This window comes from Myxococcus virescens, assembly GCF_900101905.1.
Taxonomy (GTDB): Bacteria; Myxococcota; Myxococcia; order Myxococcales; family Myxococcaceae; genus Myxococcus; species Myxococcus virescens.
Window position 1 is genome coordinate 434,506 of record NZ_FNAJ01000006.1, and the last position, 19,409, is coordinate 453,914.

Annotated in this window: 17 protein-coding genes; 10 read left to right on the plus strand and 7 right to left on the minus strand. The window is 70.7% G+C overall.

The features are described from left to right. Window positions 1–84 precede the first annotated feature (84 nt). Together fdhD and BLU09_RS20395 are read right to left on the minus strand one after the other, a co-directional pair. Window positions 85–1,476 carry a formate dehydrogenase accessory sulfurtransferase FdhD gene (gene fdhD / locus BLU09_RS20390; protein WP_090491211.1) on the minus strand — a complete coding sequence of 464 codons (1,392 nt, stop codon included), beginning with the start codon at window positions 1,474–1,476 and terminating at the stop codon, window positions 85–87. Further along, a complete protein-coding gene (locus BLU09_RS20395; protein ID WP_090491212.1) occupies window positions 1,473–2,723 on the minus strand; it encodes a molybdopterin molybdotransferase MoeA in 1,251 nt (416 codons plus the stop codon). Before BLU09_RS20395 ends, fdhD begins: the two co-directional genes overlap by 4 nt. 126 nt (window positions 2,724–2,849) lie before the next feature. Here BLU09_RS20395 and mobA point away from each other — a divergent pair, with 126 nt between their 5' ends. Next, window positions 2,850–3,470 carry a molybdenum cofactor guanylyltransferase gene (gene mobA, locus BLU09_RS20400; protein WP_090491213.1) on the plus strand — a complete coding sequence of 207 codons (621 nt, stop codon included), beginning with the start codon at window positions 2,850–2,852 and terminating at the stop codon, window positions 3,468–3,470. A gap of 4 nt (window positions 3,471–3,474) precedes the next feature. Here mobA and BLU09_RS20405 read toward each other — a convergent pair whose 3' ends face one another. Beyond that, window positions 3,475–3,696: a hypothetical protein gene (locus BLU09_RS20405; RefSeq protein ID WP_244171891.1), complete on the minus strand. Its 222-nt coding sequence runs from the start codon at window positions 3,694–3,696 to the stop codon at window positions 3,475–3,477. Between the two features lie 1,194 nt (window positions 3,697–4,890). Here BLU09_RS20405 and BLU09_RS20410 point away from each other — a divergent pair. The 3 genes from BLU09_RS20410 to BLU09_RS20420 all read left to right on the plus strand — a co-directional run bounded on the left by BLU09_RS20410 (window position 4,891) and on the right by BLU09_RS20420 (window position 6,763). Further along, entirely contained in the window at window positions 4,891–5,208 is a 318-nt protein-coding gene (locus BLU09_RS20410) for a DUF3817 domain-containing protein (RefSeq protein ID WP_090491215.1), read from the plus strand. A gap of 115 nt (window positions 5,209–5,323) precedes the next feature. Next, window positions 5,324–5,938: a DUF2378 family protein gene (locus tag BLU09_RS20415; RefSeq protein WP_216612114.1), complete on the plus strand. Its 615-nt coding sequence runs from the start codon at window positions 5,324–5,326 to the stop codon at window positions 5,936–5,938. Between the two features lie 267 nt (window positions 5,939–6,205). Next, window positions 6,206–6,763: a hypothetical protein gene (locus BLU09_RS20420; protein WP_171445032.1), complete on the plus strand. Its 558-nt coding sequence runs from the start codon at window positions 6,206–6,208 to the stop codon at window positions 6,761–6,763. A gap of 137 nt (window positions 6,764–6,900) precedes the next feature. Here the strand turns inward: BLU09_RS20420 and BLU09_RS20425 are convergent, their stop codons facing one another. The 4 genes from BLU09_RS20425 to BLU09_RS20440 all read right to left on the minus strand — a co-directional run bounded on the left by BLU09_RS20425 (window position 6,901) and on the right by BLU09_RS20440 (window position 11,600). Beyond that, complete coding sequence (locus BLU09_RS20425; protein WP_090491217.1) at window positions 6,901–8,694, minus strand: glycoside hydrolase family 15 protein; 1,794 nt, start codon at window positions 8,692–8,694, stop codon at window positions 6,901–6,903. 355 nt (window positions 8,695–9,049) lie between these two features. Continuing rightward, on the minus strand, window positions 9,050–9,988 hold the full coding sequence (locus BLU09_RS20430; protein ID WP_090491218.1) for a proline dehydrogenase family protein: 939 nt from the start codon (window positions 9,986–9,988) through the stop codon (window positions 9,050–9,052). A gap of 15 nt (window positions 9,989–10,003) precedes the next feature. Then, window positions 10,004–10,885, minus strand: a complete 882-nt coding sequence (locus tag BLU09_RS20435; protein WP_167371121.1) for an alpha/beta fold hydrolase — start codon at window positions 10,883–10,885, stop codon at window positions 10,004–10,006. After that, window positions 10,878–11,600 (minus strand): lysophospholipid acyltransferase family protein, encoded by a 723-nt coding sequence (locus tag BLU09_RS20440; RefSeq protein WP_090491219.1) that lies wholly within the window; start codon window positions 11,598–11,600, stop codon window positions 10,878–10,880. The genes BLU09_RS20435 and BLU09_RS20440 overlap by 8 nt, the downstream gene beginning before the upstream one ends. Before the next feature lie 124 nt (window positions 11,601–11,724). On the opposite strand from BLU09_RS20440, the gene BLU09_RS20445 reads away from it, so the two are divergent. From BLU09_RS20445 to BLU09_RS20470, 6 genes are all read left to right on the plus strand, one after another. After that, window positions 11,725–12,282 (plus strand): hemerythrin domain-containing protein, encoded by a 558-nt coding sequence (locus BLU09_RS20445; RefSeq protein WP_090491220.1) that lies wholly within the window; start codon window positions 11,725–11,727, stop codon window positions 12,280–12,282. A 198-nt stretch (window positions 12,283–12,480) separates the two neighbouring features. After that, on the plus strand, window positions 12,481–13,017 hold the full coding sequence (locus tag BLU09_RS20450) for a cell wall protein (protein ID WP_090491221.1): 537 nt from the start codon (window positions 12,481–12,483) through the stop codon (window positions 13,015–13,017). A 129-nt stretch (window positions 13,018–13,146) separates the two neighbouring features. Continuing rightward, complete coding sequence (locus BLU09_RS20455) at window positions 13,147–14,022, plus strand: tryptophan 2,3-dioxygenase (RefSeq protein ID WP_011557312.1); 876 nt, start codon at window positions 13,147–13,149, stop codon at window positions 14,020–14,022. A 141-nt stretch (window positions 14,023–14,163) separates the two neighbouring features. Continuing rightward, the gene (locus BLU09_RS20460) at window positions 14,164–15,285 is read left to right on the plus strand and encodes a hypothetical protein (protein WP_090491222.1); all 1,122 of its coding nucleotides are present in this window, start codon (window positions 14,164–14,166) and stop codon (window positions 15,283–15,285) included. 122 nt (window positions 15,286–15,407) lie between these two features. Continuing rightward, entirely contained in the window at window positions 15,408–18,323 is a 2,916-nt protein-coding gene (locus BLU09_RS20465; RefSeq protein WP_244171892.1) for a sensor histidine kinase, read from the plus strand. A gap of 41 nt (window positions 18,324–18,364) precedes the next feature. Then, window positions 18,365–19,378 (plus strand): OmpA family protein, encoded by a 1,014-nt coding sequence (locus tag BLU09_RS20470; RefSeq protein ID WP_244171893.1) that lies wholly within the window; start codon window positions 18,365–18,367, stop codon window positions 19,376–19,378. The last annotated feature ends 31 nt before the right edge of the window (window positions 19,379–19,409 follow it).

Sequence of the window (19,409 nt, forward strand, 5' to 3'; positions counted from 1 at the left end):
ATTTACGGTGCCGCTCTGACGCGAAGGCACGGATGATGCCAGTCGCCGGGTGGTCCCTGGAAGGGCTCCAGGAGTTTCAAGGGGTTACACCTGCGACAGGCGTTCGAGCCCAGTGTAGACGTTGAAGCGCTCGTTCCGGGCGAACGCGGCCAGCGTCATGCCCGAACGCAGGGCCAGATCCACTGCGAGGGAGCTGGCGGCGGAGACGCCCGCGACGATGGGAATGCGGGCCATGGCGGCTTTCTGGACGATCTCAAAGCTGACGCGTCCACTGACGGCGAGCACCGCGGGCTGACGCGTCAGCGGGAGGCGGGGGGCCCGGGGACCCCGCACGGTGCCGGCCAGCACCAGCGTCCCGACCACCTTGTCCACGGCGTTGTGGCGGCCCACGTCCTCATGGGCGGCCAGGAGGTGGCCGTCGGCGTCGAGCACGGCGGCGGCGTGGACGCCTCCGGTGCGGGCGAAGTTGCGCTGCACGTCGCGCAGGCGCTCGGTGGCGCGGGCCACGGCGTCGGGGGGGAGCACCGGGCCGGGCGGCAGGGCCGGGCACACGGCGAGCAGGTCATCCACGCTGCGCCGGCCACACACGCCGCAGGCGGAGGTGGTGAGGGTGCCCCGGCGGGCGGTGCTCACGCGCTCCACGTCGAGGAAGGCGCCGGCGGCGGGGGTGACTTCGATGACGTTGCCGAAGCCCTCCTCGCCTGGCCGTCCGCAGTGTGCCAGCCCGCCCAGGTCGTCCACGCTCTGGAGGATGCCCTCGGCGAAGAGGAAGCCGGTGGCCAGCTCGCGGTCATGTCCTGGCGTGCGCATGGTGGTGGCCACCGAGTCTCCGCTGACGCGAATCTCCAGAGGCTCCTCCACCGCGATGTCGTCCTCCTGGGCCGGGAGCAGCGTGGCGCCGTTCCACCGCTGGACGAAGCGGCGCGTGACGCCGCGGGACTCCACGAGGGGCAGGGGGGGGGGGCGGCTCGGGCGCAGGTGGGCCAGGATGAGGTCCGCCACGGCGCGCACGTCGTCGGGGTGCAGCACGCGCAGGCCGGGTGGGAAGTCCGTGGGGAGTGCGGGCTCGAAGGAGAGCACCGCGAGGACCTCCGGGCGTGAGGGCGCCAGCGGCGGGCCCAGACCCTCCCGCCATACCTCCAGCTTGGGGAGGGGGCCGTCCTTCCAGCCTTCGACGAGCACCAGGTCCACGGCGCCCGCGGAGCGCTCGAGCAGCGATGGAAGCGCGTCGGAGAGCGCGGTGGCCGTCGTGAGCTGGACGCCCGTGGGCGTGGCGAAGCCGGTGAGCACGGCGCCCGCGTCCTGGTAGCGGGCGGTGTCGCTGCCGGGCCGGTGCAGCGGATGGGCGTCGGAGGAGTGCTTCACCACGGCCACGCGCAGGCCTCGCGCGGCGAGCTCGGGAACGAGCCGGGTGAGCAGCGTCGTCTTGCCGGCGCCGGACCAGCTCACCACGCTGAGCGCGGGCACGCGGCTCATGCCAGTGCGCCCACGGGGGTGAAGGTGGGCCGGTCGAAGAGCTCGACGTCGACGAGGTCGTCTTCGGCGAAGTCCGCGCGGCCGGGTGGGAGGAGGGCCCAGCCCTCGCCGTGGACGTTCTGGAGGATCTGCCCGGCGCCCTGGGGGCGGAGCACGGCGCGCGGCGCGAGGCCGTCCCGGGCTTCCAGGGTGGTGGTGATGAGGTAGGTGAGGCCCGCCTGCTTGCGGCGTGCTTCGGAGAGGTGGGCGCGGACGCGGCGGCGCGTCTCCAACACACCTTGGTGCTTGAGAAGGAGCGGGCGCGCGAACTGGTCGAACGCCACGGTGGCCGCGCCGGGATTGCCGGGCAGCACGACGACGGAGGTGTCACCCAGCCGGGCCACAGCCACGGGCTTGCCGGGCTTGAGCGCGACGCCGTCCACGAAGAAGCGGGCGCCGAGCGCGGCGAGCACGCGTTTCACCAGGTCCTTGTCACCCACGGAGGCGCCTCCGGTGGTGATGAGGACATCCACCTGCGGGGCCAGTCGGGTGAGCGCATCGCGCAGGGCGCCCTCGTCATCGCGGGCGCGGGCGAGCTGGCGGACCTCCGCGCCGGCCTCGCGGGCGAGTGCGGCCACGAGGACGAGGTTGCTCTCGTACACCTGGTGGGGCAGGGCCGGCGTGCCAGGAGGGACGAGCTCATCACCGGTGGCGAGCACGGCGATGCGCGGCGCGGGGCGCACCCAGACGTCCGTGGTGCCCATGGACGCGAGCACGCCGAGCACGGCGGCGCCCACGCGCTGGCCCGCGTCGAAGAGGGGGGTGCCGGTGAGGACTTCCTCTCCGGTGCGGCGGATGTCGTTGCCGGGCGGCACGGTGATGAAGACGTCCACGCAGGCGCCGTCCTCGGTGGCGCGAGTGGCCTCCTGTCGGACGACGGCGTCGGCGCCGGGGGGCAGGGGCGCGCCGGTGAAGACGCGCGCGGCTTCTCCGGGCCGGAGGGGCGTGGAGGGGAGGGTGCCGGCGAAGACCGTGCTGGTGACGCGCAGGCGCGCGGGCCGGTCGCGGGAGGCGCCCTGGGTCTCCTCGGCGTGCACGGCCCAGCCGTCCATGGCGGAGTTGTCACAGCCGGGCAGCGAGCGGGAGGCCGTGACGGGGGTGGCGAGGAACCGGCCCTGGGCATCGAGGAGCGGCACGCGCTCAGGCGCCGCCGGGGCGATGGCGTCGAGCGCGGCCTTCCGGGCGGAGTCGAGGGGCGTGAGGGGCATGGAAACGCCGCAGCCTATGTCGTGGAGCGCCCGCTGTGTCCACGAGGGCAAGGGCCACTTCGTCTGGGGGCGTGCGTGGGCGGACAGATAGAGTGGCCGCGGCAGGCGCGCGAACGGGGCACGAGCATGGAGCGGATCCGCACGGAGTTCCCGGAGGTGACGCTGGCCATCCTCGCGGGAGGGCAGAGCCGGCGCCTGTCGGGTGTGCCCAAGGGGCTGTTGGAAGTGGAGGGGCGCACGGTGCTGGAGCGGCTCCTGGCGCTGGCCCCGTGCTTCGAGGACGTCTTGCTGGTGGCGAACGTGCCCGGGCCCTACGCGCGCTTCGGGTTGCGCACGGTGGCGGACGTGGTGCCAGGCAAGGGTGCGCCTGGCGGTGTCCATGCGGCGCTGGTGGCCGCGCGCACCCCCTGGGTGGTGGCGGTGGCGTGCGACATGCCGTTCATCACGACGGAGGTCCTGCGGGTGATGCTGGGCGCGCGGGATGACGGCGTGGACGCGGTGTGCTTCGAGGCGCGGGGCAGGCTGGAGCCGTTGCTCGCGGCGTACCGGTCGGCGTTGGCACCAGCGTGGGGGACGACACTGGCGACGGATCCGTCGATGCGGGAGTTGGTGTCCGGAGTGCGCACGCGGCTGTTGTCCGAGGCCGTGCTGCGCGCGGTGGATCCGTCACTCCGGTCCCTGGCGAACGTGAACACCCCCGAGGACCTGGCGCGCTACGGTGTGGCGCTGCCGTCGTGGCGGGGGTGAGGGTTCAAGGCATGTGGGGGTAGCGCTCCACGCGTCCCTCTGGGGAGACGGCATACAGCTCGAACCAGTCGTATTCCAGCGTCACACCTGGGCCGAACTCCGGGCACTTGTCGACCCGGCGGTTGACCCGGACGAAGTACCACCCGGACTGGTAGCCCACGACGAACTCCAGGGCGCGAGGTGAGAAGGCACACGATTTCGTGGAGGTCTTCGGAAAGCGCTTCATGACCTCTTGAAGCGCTGCGTGAGCGGCCAGGACCGCCGGACCATCCAACGTTCCAAGAGGCTCCAGCTCCGTTTCAGGCCAGGGGATGGCGGTCGGCTGGGTGGGCACAGTGCCTGCGTCGGCGCGCGATGGAGCGAGATGGGGACGGGGTGAAGTCGTCCCCACGTCCGCTCCTGCATCACCGGCGAGTCCGGGAAGGGCTCCCCCGTCCGCGAGCAATGAGACGAGTACGATGAGGTAGTGGGGGTTCAGCATGTGGCACCTTGGGCCCTGCTATTGGCGTAGCGCTGGAGTGCAGTCAGGCGGGACTCCTTGGGGCCGGAACGTGCTGGGCCGCCCAGGTTGGCAGTTCGCATGAAACCGCCAGTGCTTTCCTCCCTCATCCCATTGGTAGACCTGCCCCTGCTGATTCCATTTGTAGAAGAGAGGCGCGTCGCGCTGCCCCGTGGCGAGCCAACCCCACGCTGGAATCAGCTGGCCTCTCGAGTCACGAGCCAGCTTCCCCGAGGGCGTGGTTCCATATGCGACCATGATCCAAACACCCTCGCCGGATTTCGCAAGAGGCCAGACCGAGAGATCCTGACTACTGATTCCGGAGCCACAGGGATGGTTGTGCGCGTACCCAAAGATGGGCAGTTCTCGTCCGAAATCCGCATCATCGACCCCACCCCACGGTGGCTGGCAGGTCCCGGATGCGTTCGCCACGTTTCGAAGCGGCCAGGACACCCTCCAGTCCTCCGGCGTTCGGTAGAGGGCAACGCAATACTCTGCGGCATCCGGACGAGGGCGGCCCGTGCTTGCATCGCATGCGCCGGCGCTGCCAGGGAGCGCCATCAACGCAGTGAGGGTGGGGATGACCAGGTCGTCTGGAACGTTGGCCGAATCCGAGAACACCGCAGGCACCTGAGGCCAGGGCCCTGGCGCCACGGGAAACGCGTCCTCGCCTCCGAGCTTGGGCACCTCCTCATGCGTGTAGTGGCTGCGCCCGCTCGAACACGCGATGCCTAGCGCCATCAGGAGCAGGCAGCCCTCGCGGTAGCCGTGCTTCATGGTGCCTCCCCCAGCAATGCCCTTCGACGTCGAATCGCGCCAACGTACTACGCTCCGAGAGCAAGCAACCAGGCAGCCCCCCTGCGTCACCATGACTCATGGACCACGGCGTCCGGGAGTGGGAAACAGGCGGGGGAGAACCTCATGCTGAAGACCCCTCTTGGACGTTTCCGTGCCGTGGCCCTCGCGGAGGGCCTGTCCGTCATCGCGCTCTTCTTCATCGCCATGCCCTTGAAGTACGCGGCGGGCATGCCGCAGGCCGTGAAGTTCACCGGCTGGGTCCACGGCCTGCTCTTCGTGCTCTACCTCTTCGCGCTCATGGAGGCGGCCATCACCTACCGCTGGTCCTTCGTGCGCGTGGTGGGCGGCGTCTTCGCGTCGCTGCTCCCCTTCGGCACCTTCGTCTTCGAAGCGCGCCTGCGCCGTGAAGCGGCCGAGCCGGCCGCCGAGCCCGCGCCCTGAGCCACGTCGCGCACCGGACGTGACAGGTGGGGCGCTCCGCTCCGAGGCCGCCCGGAGTTCGCGCGGGCGGCCAAGCTGTGCCAGCATCCCGCGCGTTCTCCGACGGGAGGTCAGCATGGAGCGCGGCAAGTGGGACACGCCAGAGGATGTGGAGCGCGAGCTGAGCTCGCGGCTCGCGCTCGTGGAAGCGTCCGAGGGCATTCGTGGCATGCACTTCGCGGCCGTCCTCGACACCGTGCGCTTCCTCGGCGGTGAGCAGGCGGTGGCTCCCATCCAGCAGGGCGGTGACTACCCCGCCGACCTGGACACCACCGAGCTCTACCCCGTCCCGCCGTTCATGCGCGTGTTCTTCTCCGCGGCCCGGCTGCTGGCACCGCAGCTCGGCGGTGTCGAGGAGGCCATGCGGCAGCTCGGCGTCCAGGGCACGCTGGCCTTCATCAACTCCATGTTCGGTGCCGAGGTCCGGCAGCAGGTGGGCGGCGAGCCCAAGCGCCTCGTGGAGATGCTCCCCGAGGCCTACCGCATGGCCATCAACTTCGGAGAGCTGCAGGTGGCGTGGACGGGCCCGCGCTCGGGCCGCATCCACATGCGCCGCATCTTCACCCCCGTGGCCTACAACGAGGGCATGCTCGAAGGCGCGCTGCTGGCCGTGGGCGCCCAGGACATCCAGGTGCGCGGCGGACAGACGTCCCTGCTGGACAGCGAGTACACGCTGTCCTGGGACTCGTGACCTGCTGCGTGTCGCGGATGCGGCGGGCCGCGGTGCGGGCCGCGGTTTCTCGCCTCGCGAGAATGGGCCGCTGCCAGTGCTGGCCCGTACACATCTGCTGGACGAATCGTGGTGAGCCCTCTGTCACGCGGCTGATCCACGCATGACATCGACGCGACTGTTCACAACCATGACGAAATAAATGATGTTCCGCCGCGCCCATTGGCTAGAAGTGGGCGCCGAGCGCCCGGACATGTGCGCCGGGCCTACGCAACGGAGGGACGTCTCATGAAGGCAAACAACTGGAAGAACCTGGCCGCAGTGGCGGGCGTCATGGTGTCGGTGAGCGCCGGCGCTCAGGAGTCGTCGGGGAGCTTCGGTTCGGAGGGGCAGTTCGTCATCAGCACGGATGCCTCCGCGAGCCTGGGTTACTCCACGCAGGGCAGCGGCGTCGGCTACATCTTCCTGGAGCCCGGCGCGGACTACTTCCTCAAGAAGAACCTGTCCGTCGGTAGCGGCCTCCAGGTCCGCGCGCTCTTCGGCAGCGGTGACACGATTGCCGCCTTCGGCCTGAACGCGCGCGTCGGTTACAACATCCCGCTCTCCGACCGCATCTCCGTGTGGCCCAAGGGCCAGGTGTCGCTGTACATCGGCGACGACATCCTGCCCTTCGCCAACTCGGCGCTCCCCGCCGACGTGACGGTCATCCTGGAAGGCTACGCGCCCTTCCTCTTCCACGTGACGCCGCACTTCTTCGTGGGCGGTGGCCCGCGCCTGGCTTTCGGCCTGGGCAATGACGTGGAGGTGAACTTCAGCGTCGCCTCCACCATCGGCGGCTACTTCTAGTCTCCGCTCCGCCGCGTCCCTCGAGGACGTGGACGTGCGTGGGGTGCATCACGGGCCTCGGACGAGGTGGGACGCTGCGCCCACCGCGTGCCGGGGCCCGCTTCATTTCCAGCCAAGGGCCCGGGCCGTCGCCGCCGTCAGTGGCTCCGCTGCTGAACGGGGCCGCCCTCTCGCGACAGGTTCAGCGCGGTGCCCACCAGCGCGAGGTGGCTGAAGGCCTGCGGGAAGTTGCCCACCATCTTGTGGGCCACCGGGTCGTATTCCTCGGACAGCAGGCCCACGTCGTTGCACAGGCCCAGCAGGCGCTCGAACAGCGCGCGCGCCTCGTCCTTGCGGCCCATCAGCGCCAGCGCGTCCGCCAGCCAGAAGCTGCACGCCAGGAAGACGCCTTCGCCCGGAGGGAGGCCGTCCCGCGTCTCGTGCGTGTGGTAGCGGCGCACCAGCCCGTCGTGGCACAGCTCGCGGCGGACGGCCTCCACGGTGCCGCGCACGCGGACGTCGTCGGGCGGGAGGAAGCCCACCATGGGAATCAACAGCAGGCTGGCGTCCAGGGCCTGGCTGCCAAAGGCCTGGGTGAAGGTGTTGCGGCGCGCGTCGTAGCCCCGCGCGCAGATGTCCGCGTGCATCTGCGCCCGCAGCGCCTTCCAGTGCTCCACCTGCGCGCCGCGCATGCCGCGCAGGTCCGCCGTCTTCACCATCCGGTCCATGGCCACCCAGGCCATGACCTTGGAGTGGGTGAACTGCTGTCGCCCGCCGCGCACCTCCCAGATGCCCTCGTCGGGCTGGTCCCAGTGGCGCTCCACGAAGCGCAGCAGGTGCACGCTCACGTCCCAGGCCTCGGCGTCCGAGCAGACGCCGTGACGGAGCGCGTGGTAGAGGCAGTCGGCAATCTCGCCGAAGACGTCCAACTGGAACTGGCCCACGGCGGCGTTGCCGATGCGCACCGGGCGCGAGCTCGCGAAGCCCGGCAGCCACGGCAGCTCCAGCTCGGTGACGCGGCGCTCTCCGGCCACGCCGTAGAGGATTTGGAGCTCGTCGGGCTCTCCAGCCACCGCGCGCAGCAGCCAGTCCCGCCAGGCCTGGGCTTCCTGGGTGTAGCCGGCGTCCAGCAGGGTCAGCAGCGTCAGCGTGGCATCCCGCAGCCAGCAGTAACGGTAGTCCCAGTTGCGCACGCCGCCCATCCGCTCCGGCAGGGACGTGGTGGGCGCGGCGACCACGCCGCCGGTGGGGGAGTAGGTGAGCGCCTTGAGGGTGATGAGCGAGCGCAGCACCTGCGCGCGCCAGGGGCTCTCATGGATGCAGCGGCGCGCCCAGGCGCGCCACCACCGCTCCGTGTCCGCGCGCGTGAGGAAGGGGTCCGGCGGCTGCCGGGGCGGAGGCAGGTGCGAAGGGTGCCAGGACAGGACGAAGGCCAGGCGCTGCCCTTCCGGCACGGCGAAGTCCGCGAGCACATGGCTGTGCTCCAGACGCAGCGGCAGCTCCGTGGACAGGTAGAGCGCATCCGGGCCGGCCTTGGTGCTGACGCCTCCCGGAATCAGGCGGGCCCAGGGCGTGCGGTCGCCGTAGCCGAAGCAGGGGGCGAACTCCAGGTGGAGCGGCACCTGTCCGGTGCGGGCCTCCACGATGCGAATCAACTGCGGCGTGTCCGCGCGCAGCGGCATGAAGTCGCACAGGCGCACGGTGCCAGCGTCGGTGTGGAACTCCGTCTCCAGGACCAGCGTGTCGCGCACGTAGCGGCGGTGGACGCGCCGCACGGGCACGGTGGGGGTGATGCGCCAGAAGCCATGCCGCGGCTCACCCAGCAGCGCCGCGAAGCACGCGTCTGAGTCGAAGCGCGGCCAGCACAGCCAGTCGATGGCGCCGTCATTCGCCACCAGCGCGGCGCTGTGCGTGTCTCCAATGAGGGCATGGGCTTCGATGGGCAGCGCCATGCGGGAAAGCTAGGGACGCCTCCCGCGGCGTGTCCCTCCAGGAGCACCCGGAGCGGCGGGCCGTCCACGGGCCCCGCGGATGGCGGAGGAGGGGGCAGCCGCCCGCTCGCGACGCATCCACGCCATGCGACAAGACATGGGGCATGAACAGGGAATGCCGCGGCGCGCGAACCGCCCTCGGTATGGGGTTGCCCGGACATGACTGTCCATGCGGGCCGGCCATTCTCGGTTGGCGTTGGTCCTCCGCGCGGGGTTCCCCAGGGTGTGCGCGGTCTGGTGTTTCATCCGCATGTTTCACCCGCATGCGGGCCTCGCGGCGGCCCCGCACCTCCGGCGGGGAGGCGCGTACTGCTTCCTACCCACGTGCCAGGTTGCGCAGAAGGAAGGCCAGGTTGGCGGGGCGCTCGGCCAGTCGGCGCATGAAGTACGGGTACCAGTGCCGTCCGTACGGCACGTAGATGCGTACCGGGTGACCCTCCCTCACGAGTCGCTCCTGCAAGTCCCTGCGGATGCCGTACAGCATCTGGAACTCGAAGGCGCCGCGCGGCAGTCCGCGCTTCGCCGCGTGGTCCAGTGCCGCTTCAATCATCCGTTCATCGTGCGTGGCGATGCCATGATACATGCCGCTGTCCAGCAGCACCCGCATGGTGCGAACGAAGCTGGCATCCACGTCCCGCTTGTCTGGGAAGGCCACGTCGGGCTTCTCCAGATAGGCACCCTTGCAGAGACGGATGCGGATGCGCTGTGCGCACAGTTCCTTCGCGTCCTGCTCCGTGCGCCGCAAGGCGCTTTGCAACACGGCGCCGACATGGGGCTCGCCGAACTCCGCGCGCAGCTGTCGCACGATGTCCAGCGTCACCTGCGTCACCGAGCTGTCCTCCATGTCGATGCGCACGAAGGAGTCGTGGGCCGCGGCCTCGGCCACCACCGTGCGCGCGTTCTCCAGGGCCAGGGCTTCATCGAACAGCAGCCCGCACTGGGTGAGCTTCAGCGACACGTTGGCCCGCACGCCCACCACGTCGATGCGGGCCAGCAGCCGCTGGTACTGGCGCACCTCCTCCCGCGTCTCCTCGGGCGTCTGGACGGCCTCGTTGAGGTGGTCGAACGACGCCATGAGCCCGCGCGCGGACAGCGCCTTCACGGCGTCCACGGCCTCCTCCAGCGTCTCTCCGGCGATGAAGCGCGAGGCCAGCCGCCGGAAGGGGCGCAGGCGCATGGCGGCGCTCTCCAGTCCAGGGCGTCGGGCCAGGAACAGCAGGGCGGAGCGGGGCAGGTGGGTGGCGTCGGTGGTCATGGTGTGGGTGGCGGCTCAGTGCAGGTGCTGCCGGAGGAAGTCCCCGGCCAGCGTGTTGAAGGCATCGGGGTGGCTCATGTAGGGCAGGTGGCTGGCGCCCCGGATGAGCGCCAGCCGGGCTCCGGGGATGTGCCGGGCCACGTCGCGGGCGGCGCGCGGCGGCACCAGCACGTCCTGGCCGCCCTGGATGACGAGCGTGGGCACCTGGAGCTCATGGAGCCGGGGCATCAGGTCCGTGGCCAGGATGTCCCGCAGCCGGCGCAGCAGCTCCACCGGGGACAAGCGCCGGGCCTCGCGCACGATTTCGGCCCGGCCCTCCGGCGGCAACCGCTGGCCTCCCAGCACCCGGGCCACGGTGGGCGCCAGCAGGTACGCCAGGGGCCGGGGGGCGCGCACCAGGGTGGACAGCGTCAGGGCCAGCCGGCGGATGCGGTGCACGCTGGCCACCGGTGACACCAGCACCAGCGCCTTCACCCGCTCCGGGTGGGCCAGGGCATAGGCCATGGCCAGCAGGCTGCCGTAGGACGACCCCAGCAGGGCGAAGCGCCCCGGCAGCAGGGCCTCCGCGTGGTCCAGCACCGCCAGGTTCCACAAGAGCGGGGTGTGGGTGGCGGGGGTGCGCAGGGGCGGCGTCCAGAGCAGCAGCCTCAGCGCGCCCGTCAGTGGCTCCATGGGCGCGAAGGAACGGCCACTGGCCCCCAGCCCCGGAAGACACACCACGGTGCGTGACGCGTCCGTGTTGCCCTCTGGAAAGGTGAACAGGCGTACCGGTGTGCCTCGCACGGGACGGCGTTCACAAGACAGGTGGGCATAGCCCTGCTGGATGTCGTCCACCTTCGGGACGAGCGGCGGGCCGTGGGGATGTCCCCCCGGGCGGGATGACAGGGCTTCACGCATGGGAATGCCTCGTCAGGAGCCCCCGCACGCTGGCGGCCACGGTGTCCCGGAAGGCCCGGAGGCGGGATTCACTGGCATCCGGAGGCGGCGGGGCGTGAGGCGTCCCCAGGTGGAAGGTGAGCCGCACGGGCCAGGGCAGGGGCCCCATGCCCATCACCAACGGCATCCGGTATTTGTCATCGTTCGTCAGGCGCACGCGCAGGCGTTCCTCGCCCGGGGGCCACCGGAAGGTGTCATCCACCCCCTGGCCGGCGAAGGGCACCACCGGCACGCCGGCGCGGGCCGCCAGCCGCGCGAAGCCCAGCGACTGCTCCCAGCGCAGCCGGTAGCGCCCGTGGCTGTGCTTGAAGGTCTCCCACGCGCCCCCCGGATAGCAGACGACCAGTGAGCCCGCCCGAAGCGCCGTCATGGCGTTCTCCCGCGTCCCCTCCACGCCGCCCAGCCATGGCAACACCGTGCGGATCAACGGGATGCGGAAGAATCCCCGTTCCGTCAGGCCCAATGGATAGCGGCCGGTGCCCTGGTGGATCAGATGAAAGAAGGCAGGTGTCTCGTAACCCCAGACGCCGTGGTTCCCCACCAGCAGCACCGGGCCTTTCAATGGCAGGTGCTCGCAGCCCAGCAGCCGCGCCCGGTGGTACAGGGCCGACAGCGCCGCGCCCTGCTCGGCGAGGCGGAAGACGGCCCGGCGCAGGCTGGCGAGCGGGGCATCCATGATGGAAAAACATGGGGATGCGTGGCGGCCCCAGCAGGCGGCGCCCCCCTCCTGGCCGCCGGGCAGCCGGGCGCTCTTGAGGCGGCGGTGGCCCCGACAGTGGGGGTTCGTAGGAGTTTGAGTAATGCCAGCTCGCAGGCATGCTCAGGTTGTCTGCTTCCAGGTGCATGCCGAACGTTCCGGCATGGGCAGCCCGTTCGACATCCTCATCGACCAGCATCGGGAACTGGAAGAGCGTCTCGAGCGTCTGGCATCGGGTGGGGAACCCGATGAGCTGAGGGGATTGACGGCGGAGCTGCTGGCATTGCTGAGGCTTCACTCACGACTGGAGGAGCGTTGCCTCTACCCGGTGATGGCAGGGGTGGAGGGCCGCGAGTCTTGTCGTGAGCAGACGGAAGACCATCTCACGATGCGTGAGCTGATGGCTGAGCTGGAAGAGCTGCCCTCGGGCCATTCCGAGTGGCAGGCGCGTCTGTTGACACTGGAAGACCTGGCGGTGGCTCATTTCCAAGAAGAGGAGAATGCACGACTGCCCCAGCTCATGACTGCCCTGGATTCCCTGTCGTTGGACGACCTGCGGCGTGATTTATCGGCCACTTGGGACGAGCTGCTGTCACGCCCCCAGGTGTCCCAGGTGGCGGGGGAGGCCCCCCTGCTGGAGTCCCTGCACTGGGACGGCTAGGCCACGGCTGCCGCCGGGAAACAGGTGAGACCTGCGACAACGGGGCGAATGGTCCGTTGCTCAGTCACAACTTTTATCTCTTCCTTTAGACAAAACCATTTTTGGAAGGTAAGGGTATGGGCAGCATCACAAGCATCGAGCATCAGCCCCCCCTAGTACTGCATTACTCTTGTCGTTCCCCAGGTGAGGATTCAACGAATGTCCGTGGATAAAGCGTTTCGCGACATGATCCGCAATGAAATCGAGGTCCAGCTCAAGCCGCTGCGTGACGTGGTCGCGCGGCTGGAGGAGGGCACGGCGGACTTGGACGCGCTCCGCAACGTGGCCGAGCGCCTGGCCCCGCTGGCCGAGGTCGTCGGGCCCCTGTTCGGCGCCCAGATTCCCGCGGCCGCCAAGGCCGGCCGTCGCGGCCCGGGTCGCCCTCCCGCGGCGCGCAGCTCCGTGACGGCGGCCCCCGCGGCCGTGGGTGGCAAGCGTCGTGGCCGCAAGCCGGCGGCGGCGGGTGCTGACGGCTCGCGCGCGTGCGCCATCATCGGCTGCGGCAAGCCCAGCCGCACCAAGGGCTACTGCGCGGCCCACTACCAGAAGCTCCGCATGCTGGAGAAGACCAACCGCCGCCCGAGCGACTGGAAGGACTACGCCGACCCGGACAGCGTGGACGACATCAAGCTGCCGCGTGGACGCGCCGCGTCCAAGGCGTTGGCGGCTGCCGCTCAGGCTGGGCACGCAGGCTAGCCAGCGGCACGCTGCCCCGGCCCGGGCAGAGAGTGACCGCGCCCCCGTCGTTCCGCTCTGTTGCTGGGAGAGGAATCGGGGTCCGCCCATGCGGGAGAGACTTGCCCGTGGGGGCTTGCACGAGCATGAATGCCCGGGCCCATGAACAAACGCGATTTGGAGCCTGGAATCATCACCGACCTGGCCGGAAGGACCACGTACGGTGATTATCTGCAGCTCGACCGGCTCTTGTCGGCGCAGGTGACGCGCTCGCAGCCGCCTCACCACGACGAGCTGTTGTTCATCATCCAGCATCAGACGAGCGAGCTGTGGATGAAGCTGCTCATCCACGAGCTGGGCGCCTGCATCCGTTACGTGCAGGCGGACCGGCTGGAGCCGTCGTTCAAGATTTTCGCGCGCGTGGCGCACATCCAACGGATGCTCTTCGAACAGTGGAGCGTGTTGGAGACGCTCACGCCGAACGAGTACCTGGAGTTCCGCGACACGCTGGGCAGCTCCTCTGGCTTCCAGAGCTTCCAGTACCGTGCGGTGGAGTTCCTGCTGGGCAACAAGGACGCGCAGGCGTTGATGCCCTTCCGCCACGTCCCCGCCATCCACGGCGAGTTGGAGCGGCTGTTCGAATCCCCCAGCCTGTATGACGAGTTCCTGCGCCACCTGTCGCGCATGGGACATCCGGTGCCGCAGAGCCACGTGCAGCGTGACTGGCGCAAGCCCTACGAGAAGAGCCCGGAGGTGGTGGAGGTGTTCCGGCGCATCTACCAGGACGCCGAGGCGCACTGGGATGCGTATGAGATGTGCGAGAAGCTGGTGGACACCGAGGAGCGTTTCCAGCTCTGGCGCTACCGCCACATGATGACGGTGATGCGCATCATCGGCTTCAAGCAGGGCACGGGCGGCTCCTCGGGCGTGGGCTTCCTGCGCAAGGCGTTGGACCTGCGCTTCTTCCCGGAGCTGTGGGACGTGCGCACGGAGCTGACGCCGCCGCCTCCGCGCCACCGGCCCTGAACGTTCGCTCGGCTGAAGACAGTCCAGCGCCTCCCGGGGCCGTCCATTCCGGTACGGCGCCGCGGAGGGAATGACGACTGTCTGGCATGCCAGGGTGGCCGGCCACGGATTGTCATGGGCGCGGGTTAGGCTTCACGCACCATGGACGCTGCCGAACCGCTGCTCTTCGACAAGGCGTACGTCCTCTGCTACCGCACCTTCGACATCGCGGAGGAGCTGGACCTGGAGCGCGCGCGCCGGGTGCTCACGGAGGACTCGCGCCGGCTCAAGCTGTCACGGGAGAACAGTCAGTACATCCAGCTGCCCAACCCACCGCTGGCCTATGAGCTGGGCCGCCGGCCCCTGGCACTGCGGGACGGTCCCGTCACGGTGGATGTCACCGCGCGCCTGTTCGACCATGGCGCCGTGTCCATCATCCTCCAGGTGCCGGTCGTTCCGGGCACCTCGTTGAAAGCGCTCACGCGCATGGCGGACGAGCTCTATGACAGCCAGGCGCTGGAGGACCTGGCGTTGGAGTTGGTGGAAGGTGTGCGCCGCACCATCGCCCCCGCCGCGCAGGCGCCGCACCTGTGGGAGCAGAACGAGAGCTACACCGTCATCTTCGCCGAGCACATCCGTGGCAATCCCACCGCGGATGAGCTGGTGACGCGCGCGGACCTGGCCCGGCTGCTCCTGGGCGAAAGCGGCACGGTGCCGCTGTCTCCGCGTGAGAGCGAATCCGTGCTCCAGTCGCGCTTCAGCTACACCATCCAAGACCTGGTCGTCATCGACTGGAACAGTGCCTTCGTCTACGAGCCGTCCGGCTCGCGAGACATCCCCGACCTGCTGGAAATCGCCAACGCGCAGTTGTTGGAGTTCCGCTACTACGACGAGCGGTTGGACGCGCACATCACCCGCATCCACGAGAAGGTGCAGGCCGCGCGGCATGGGTGGGCCACGTTGTTCCGCAGCCCCTACCGCAGCCTGGCCCGGCAGACGCTCTCCACGCTGGTGGACCTCAACGAGTTCATCGAGCGCGTGGAGAACAGCCTCAAAATCATCGGCGACTTCTACCTGGCCAAGGTCTACGAGAGCGCCGTGCGCCGCATGCGCATCCCGGCGTGGCAGGCCGCCGTCACCCGCAAGCAGCAGTTGCTGGCCCAGACGTATGGCCTGCTCAAGGGCGACGTGGACATCGACCGCTCCCACACGTTGGAGGCCGTCATCGTCCTGCTCATCGTGCTGGAAATCTTCTTCGCCTTCTTCCGCGTCTTCGAGCACTGAGGCACCCGAGGGGAATCCCGTACTTCAGGGCAACGCGCTGTGCGGTATCCACGCTTCGTCTGGCATGGGAGAATGAGGTTTCGAGGCAGGGAGCCATGCGTCCGTGCCGGGGGGAGTGGGGCATGAATGTGCCCGGAAAAAACGTGGGAGCCGCGGTGGACCGCATGTCGCGGGCCCTGGAGCGGCTGTCCGCAGCACCGCCGGTGGTGGCGGTGCTGGAGGAATTGCTTTGCCAGGCGTCCGCCACGCTGGGGGCTTCAGGTGCCTTCCTGTGCTGGTGGGGCGGGACGGGCGACTTGAGCACGCTCACCACGCACGGCGTGGACGCGGAGGCGGCCACCCTCTGCGCGCAGCGGCTGCTGGCCCAGGCGCCGGGGCCGGGTGAGCCGCGCCTGCCCCGGGTGGTGGAGGACGTGTCGCGAGACGCGCTGCTGGCCTCCGAGCCGGATGCCCTGCTGCGCCTGGGGGCCACGGCCTTGCTGTCCCAGCCGCTCTTCTTCGCCTCCGGCCTGGGCGCCGCCGGTGTGCTGGGCGTGCTCTTCCGCGAGGCGTGGCGGCCACGGGAGGAGGACCTGCGGCGCTTCGGCCTCTCGGTGAAGCTGGCGGCGCTGGCGCTGGAGCGCGAGCGCATGGCGGAGACGCTGCGCCAGTCCGTGCTGTCCGCGCGAGCGGAGGTGGAGGAGTCGGAGGTGCTGCGGCTGCGCCGCTTCCAGGCGGTGACGGAGGCCTTGGGTGGCGCGCTGTCCTCGGACGAGGTGGCGCGCGTGGTGCTGGAGCAGGGGCTCCCCGCGGTGGGCGCGGGCGTGGGCCTGGTGCACCTGGTGGAGCCGGACGGGACGCTGGCGTTGAAGGCCGGGCTGGGGGTGTCCCACGCGCAGCGGGAGGCGCTCCGGGTGCCGCCCTGGCGAAGCGGTGGTGTGCCGGGGCACGGCGCGGGGGCACCCGTGCGGCTGGAGACGCCCGCCGCTGCGCGAGACGGGGTGTCCGTGCAGGGGGCGCCGGTGTGGCTGGAGACGCCCGCCGAGGTGCGGGACGTGGTGCCCACGTTGGGGGCACTGCGCGCGCTGGTGCTGCTGCCCTTGCAGGTGGAAGGGCATGCCTTTGGCACGTTGTGCCTCGGCTTCTCGGAGGCGCGGCGCTTCTCGGTGCTGGAGCGGGCGTCCATCACCGGCCTGGGGCACGCGTGTGGCCAGGCGCTGGAGCGCGCGCGGCTGTACGCGCGGGAGCGCACCGCGCGGCTTCAGGCGGAGGCGGCGGGACAGCGCTTGCGGCTCCTGGCGGACGCGAGCGCGCTCGTGTCGGCGTCGCTGGACTGGGAGGAGACGGTGGCGGGCGTGGCGCGGCTGGCGCTGGGGCACTTCGCGGATGGCTGCGCGGTGGATTCGTACGAGGACGGCGTGGTGCGGCGGCTGGCCGTGCTCTATGAGAATCCGCAATCGGCGCCGCGCGGGTTGGAGCTCCTGCGCTTCGCTCCGCAGGAAGGCAGCCCCACGTTGCTGGCGGAGGTGCTCGCCTCGGGGCGTCCGTGGATGATGGCGCGCCCCACCGCGGAGCCCGGGGACACCCGTACGGCGGCGGCGCGGCTGTACGCGGCCGCGCGCGAGCTGGGCGTGGGCTCGCTCATCCTGACGCCGCTGGTGGCGCGGCAGCGCACGCTGGGGGTGCTCACCTTCATGCGGAGCGAGACATCCGCGCCCTTCGACATCCCGGACCTGTCCCTGGCCGAGGAGCTGGCGGGGCGCGCGGCGCTGGCCATCGACAACGCGGACCTGTTCCGCAAGGCGCGCGCGGCGGAGGAGGAGAGCCGGCGCGGGGCGGCGCGGCTCCACGTCCTGGTGCAGGTCAGCCACCTCATCGCGGAGGCGGGGTTGGACCTGTCCATGGTGCTGGAGGTGCTGGTGCGCAAGGTGTCGGAGGCGCTCGGTGACGCGTGCGTGCTCCAACTGCTCTCCGAGGACACGACGCGCTTGGAGCTGGTGACGGTGCACCATCCCAACGCGGAGGCCCGCGCGGTGCTGGACGCATCCATGCGGCGCTGCCCGGGGCGGGTGGGAGAAGGGCTGTCGGGCCGGGTGGCGGCGACGGGGAAGCCGCTCTTCGTCCCGCGCCTTCAGGCCGAAGACCTGCGCGATGAGCGCGTGCCGGAGGGCATGCCCTTCCTCCAGCACTACGGGCCCCACAGCGTCATCGTCGTCCCGCTGGGCGTGCGCGGCCGGGTGCTGGGCACGCTGGGGGTGATGCGCGAGGCGCAGGGCCGCGAGTATTCGGTGGAGGAGCGCGCGCTGCTGGAGAGCCTGGCGGCGCGCGCGGCGTTGGCCATTGAAGACGCGCGGCGATACGGCGCGGCCACGCAGGCGGTGAAGGCGCGGGACGAGCTGCTGTCGGTGGCGGGGCACGAGCTGAAGTCGCCGCTGAACGCGCTCCAGCTCCAGATTCACCTGCTGGCGCGCATGGCCCGCGAGGCCATGGCCGTGGACGGGCTGGCGGAGCGCGCGGAGCGGGCGGCGAAGGCGGGCCAGCGGCTGGGGCTGCTCATCGATGACCTGCTGGATGTCTCGCGCCTCAGCTCGGGGCGGCTGGGGCTGAAGCGTGAAGAGGTGGACCTGGCGGCGCTGACGCGCGAGCTGGTGGGCCGCATGTCCGAGGAGCTGGCGCTGGCGGGCAACGAGGTGCGGCTGCTGCTGGACAGGCCGGTGTCGGGGCACTGGGACCGGCTGCGGCTGGAGCAGGTGCTGGTGAACCTGCTCACCAACGCGGCGAAGTACGGCGCGGGCCGGCCGGTGACGGTGGAGGTGGAGGCCGTGGGCCCGGTGGCGCGGCTGTCCGTGCGCGACGAGGGCATCGGCGTGTCGCCGGAGGAGCAGGAGCGCATCTTCGAGCAGTTCGAGCGCTCCGCGTCGGTGCAGCACTTCAAGGGACTGGGCCTGGGCCTGTGGATTACCAAGCGCATCGTCGAGGCCCACGGCGGCAGCATCCGTCTGGCGAGCGAGCCGGGCAAGGGCTCCACCTTCACCGTGGAGCTGCCCTTGCCGGCTTGAGCGCCTGGACAGCTCGCACTCGCTGCGCTCTGGTGACGCGGATGATGAAGACGCGCGCACTCCACCGCCGGGCCTTGCTCGCCGCCGCCGTGCTGGCCGTGGCCGCCCCGGGCTGCCGGCACGCGCCCCCGCTCGACCCAGGGCTGGACGCGGATGGCGACGGCGTCCTCAATGGGGAGGATGCCTGCCCCACCGTGCGCGGGCTCGCGCGGCTCCAGGGCTGCCCCGCGAAGGACACGGACGGCGACGGCGTGGAGGACGCGCTGGACAAGTGCCCGCGTCACGCCGGGCCCGCGTCGCGGGACGGCTGCCCCATCCGCGACTCGGACGAGGACGGCGTGGAGGACGCGAAGGACGCCTGCCCGCGGGTGTTCGGCCCGCTGGAGCGGCAGGGCTGCCCCGTCGACGACCCGGACCGCGACGGGGTGGAGGGCGCGGCGGACAAGTGCCCGGACGAGCCCGGGCCCGCCTCGCGCGAGGGGTGCCCCATCCGCGACGCGGACGGGGATGGCGTGCCGGATGAAGAGGACGCCTGTCCCGACGAGGAGGGACTGCCCTCGCTGCGCGGCTGCCCGGAGCGGGACGTGGATGGCGACGGCGTGGCGGACCACCGGGACAATTGTCCGCGAGAGCGGGGCGTGGCGGACAACCAGGGTTGCCCGGCGGCGCGCAAGCAGCGCGTCGTCATCCGCCCGGACCGGCTGGAGCTGTTGGAGCGCATCACCTTCGCGCCCGGCACCGCCGCCCTCCAGCCGCGCGTCCAGCCGGTGCTCGACAACGTGGCCGAAGTCCTGCTGGTGCACCCGCGGCTGGGTGTCATCGCCATCGAAGGCCACACGGACAACCGCGGGGACCCGGACGCGCAGCGGGAGGTGACGCTGGCGCGCGCGGAGGCGGTGCGGGACTACCTGGTGGAGCGAGGTGTCCCGCTGGAGCGGCTGGAGGCGTGGGGATTCGGCCCGGACAAGCCCGTCGAGTCGAATGAGACTGCCCAGGGACGCGAGGCCAACCGCCGTCTGGACCTCCGGGTGGTGGCGCCGCGCGGGCGGCCGTAGGTCCCGGACTCCCCGTGGGTGGGGGGTGTGA

Coding starts and splice junctions, on each gene's coding strand:
- fdhD (WP_090491211.1), bottom strand. CDS start 1,476: ATGAGCCGCGTGCCCGCGCTCAGCGTGGTGAGCTGGTCCGGCGCCGGC.
- BLU09_RS20395 (WP_090491212.1), bottom strand. CDS start 2,723: ATGCCCCTCACGCCCCTCGACTCCGCCCGGAAGGCCGCGCTCGACGCC.
- mobA (WP_090491213.1), top strand. CDS start 2,850: ATGGAGCGGATCCGCACGGAGTTCCCGGAGGTGACGCTGGCCATCCTC.
- BLU09_RS20405 (WP_244171891.1), bottom strand. CDS start 3,696: ATGAAGCGCTTTCCGAAGACCTCCACGAAATCGTGTGCCTTCTCACCT.
- BLU09_RS20410 (WP_090491215.1), top strand. CDS start 4,891: ATGCTGAAGACCCCTCTTGGACGTTTCCGTGCCGTGGCCCTCGCGGAG.
- BLU09_RS20415 (WP_216612114.1), top strand. CDS start 5,324: ATGGAGCGCGGCAAGTGGGACACGCCAGAGGATGTGGAGCGCGAGCTG.
- BLU09_RS20420 (WP_171445032.1), top strand. CDS start 6,206: ATGAAGGCAAACAACTGGAAGAACCTGGCCGCAGTGGCGGGCGTCATG.
- BLU09_RS20425 (WP_090491217.1), bottom strand. CDS start 8,694: ATGGCGCTGCCCATCGAAGCCCATGCCCTCATTGGAGACACGCACAGC.
- BLU09_RS20430 (WP_090491218.1), bottom strand. CDS start 9,988: ATGACCACCGACGCCACCCACCTGCCCCGCTCCGCCCTGCTGTTCCTG.
- BLU09_RS20435 (WP_167371121.1), bottom strand. CDS start 10,885: ATGCGTGAAGCCCTGTCATCCCGCCCGGGGGGACATCCCCACGGCCCG.
- BLU09_RS20440 (WP_090491219.1), bottom strand. CDS start 11,600: ATGGATGCCCCGCTCGCCAGCCTGCGCCGGGCCGTCTTCCGCCTCGCC.
- BLU09_RS20445 (WP_090491220.1), top strand. CDS start 11,725: ATGCCAGCTCGCAGGCATGCTCAGGTTGTCTGCTTCCAGGTGCATGCC.
- BLU09_RS20450 (WP_090491221.1), top strand. CDS start 12,481: ATGTCCGTGGATAAAGCGTTTCGCGACATGATCCGCAATGAAATCGAG.
- BLU09_RS20455 (WP_011557312.1), top strand. CDS start 13,147: ATGCCCGGGCCCATGAACAAACGCGATTTGGAGCCTGGAATCATCACC.
- BLU09_RS20460 (WP_090491222.1), top strand. CDS start 14,164: ATGGACGCTGCCGAACCGCTGCTCTTCGACAAGGCGTACGTCCTCTGC.
- BLU09_RS20465 (WP_244171892.1), top strand. CDS start 15,408: ATGAATGTGCCCGGAAAAAACGTGGGAGCCGCGGTGGACCGCATGTCG.
- BLU09_RS20470 (WP_244171893.1), top strand. CDS start 18,365: ATGATGAAGACGCGCGCACTCCACCGCCGGGCCTTGCTCGCCGCCGCC.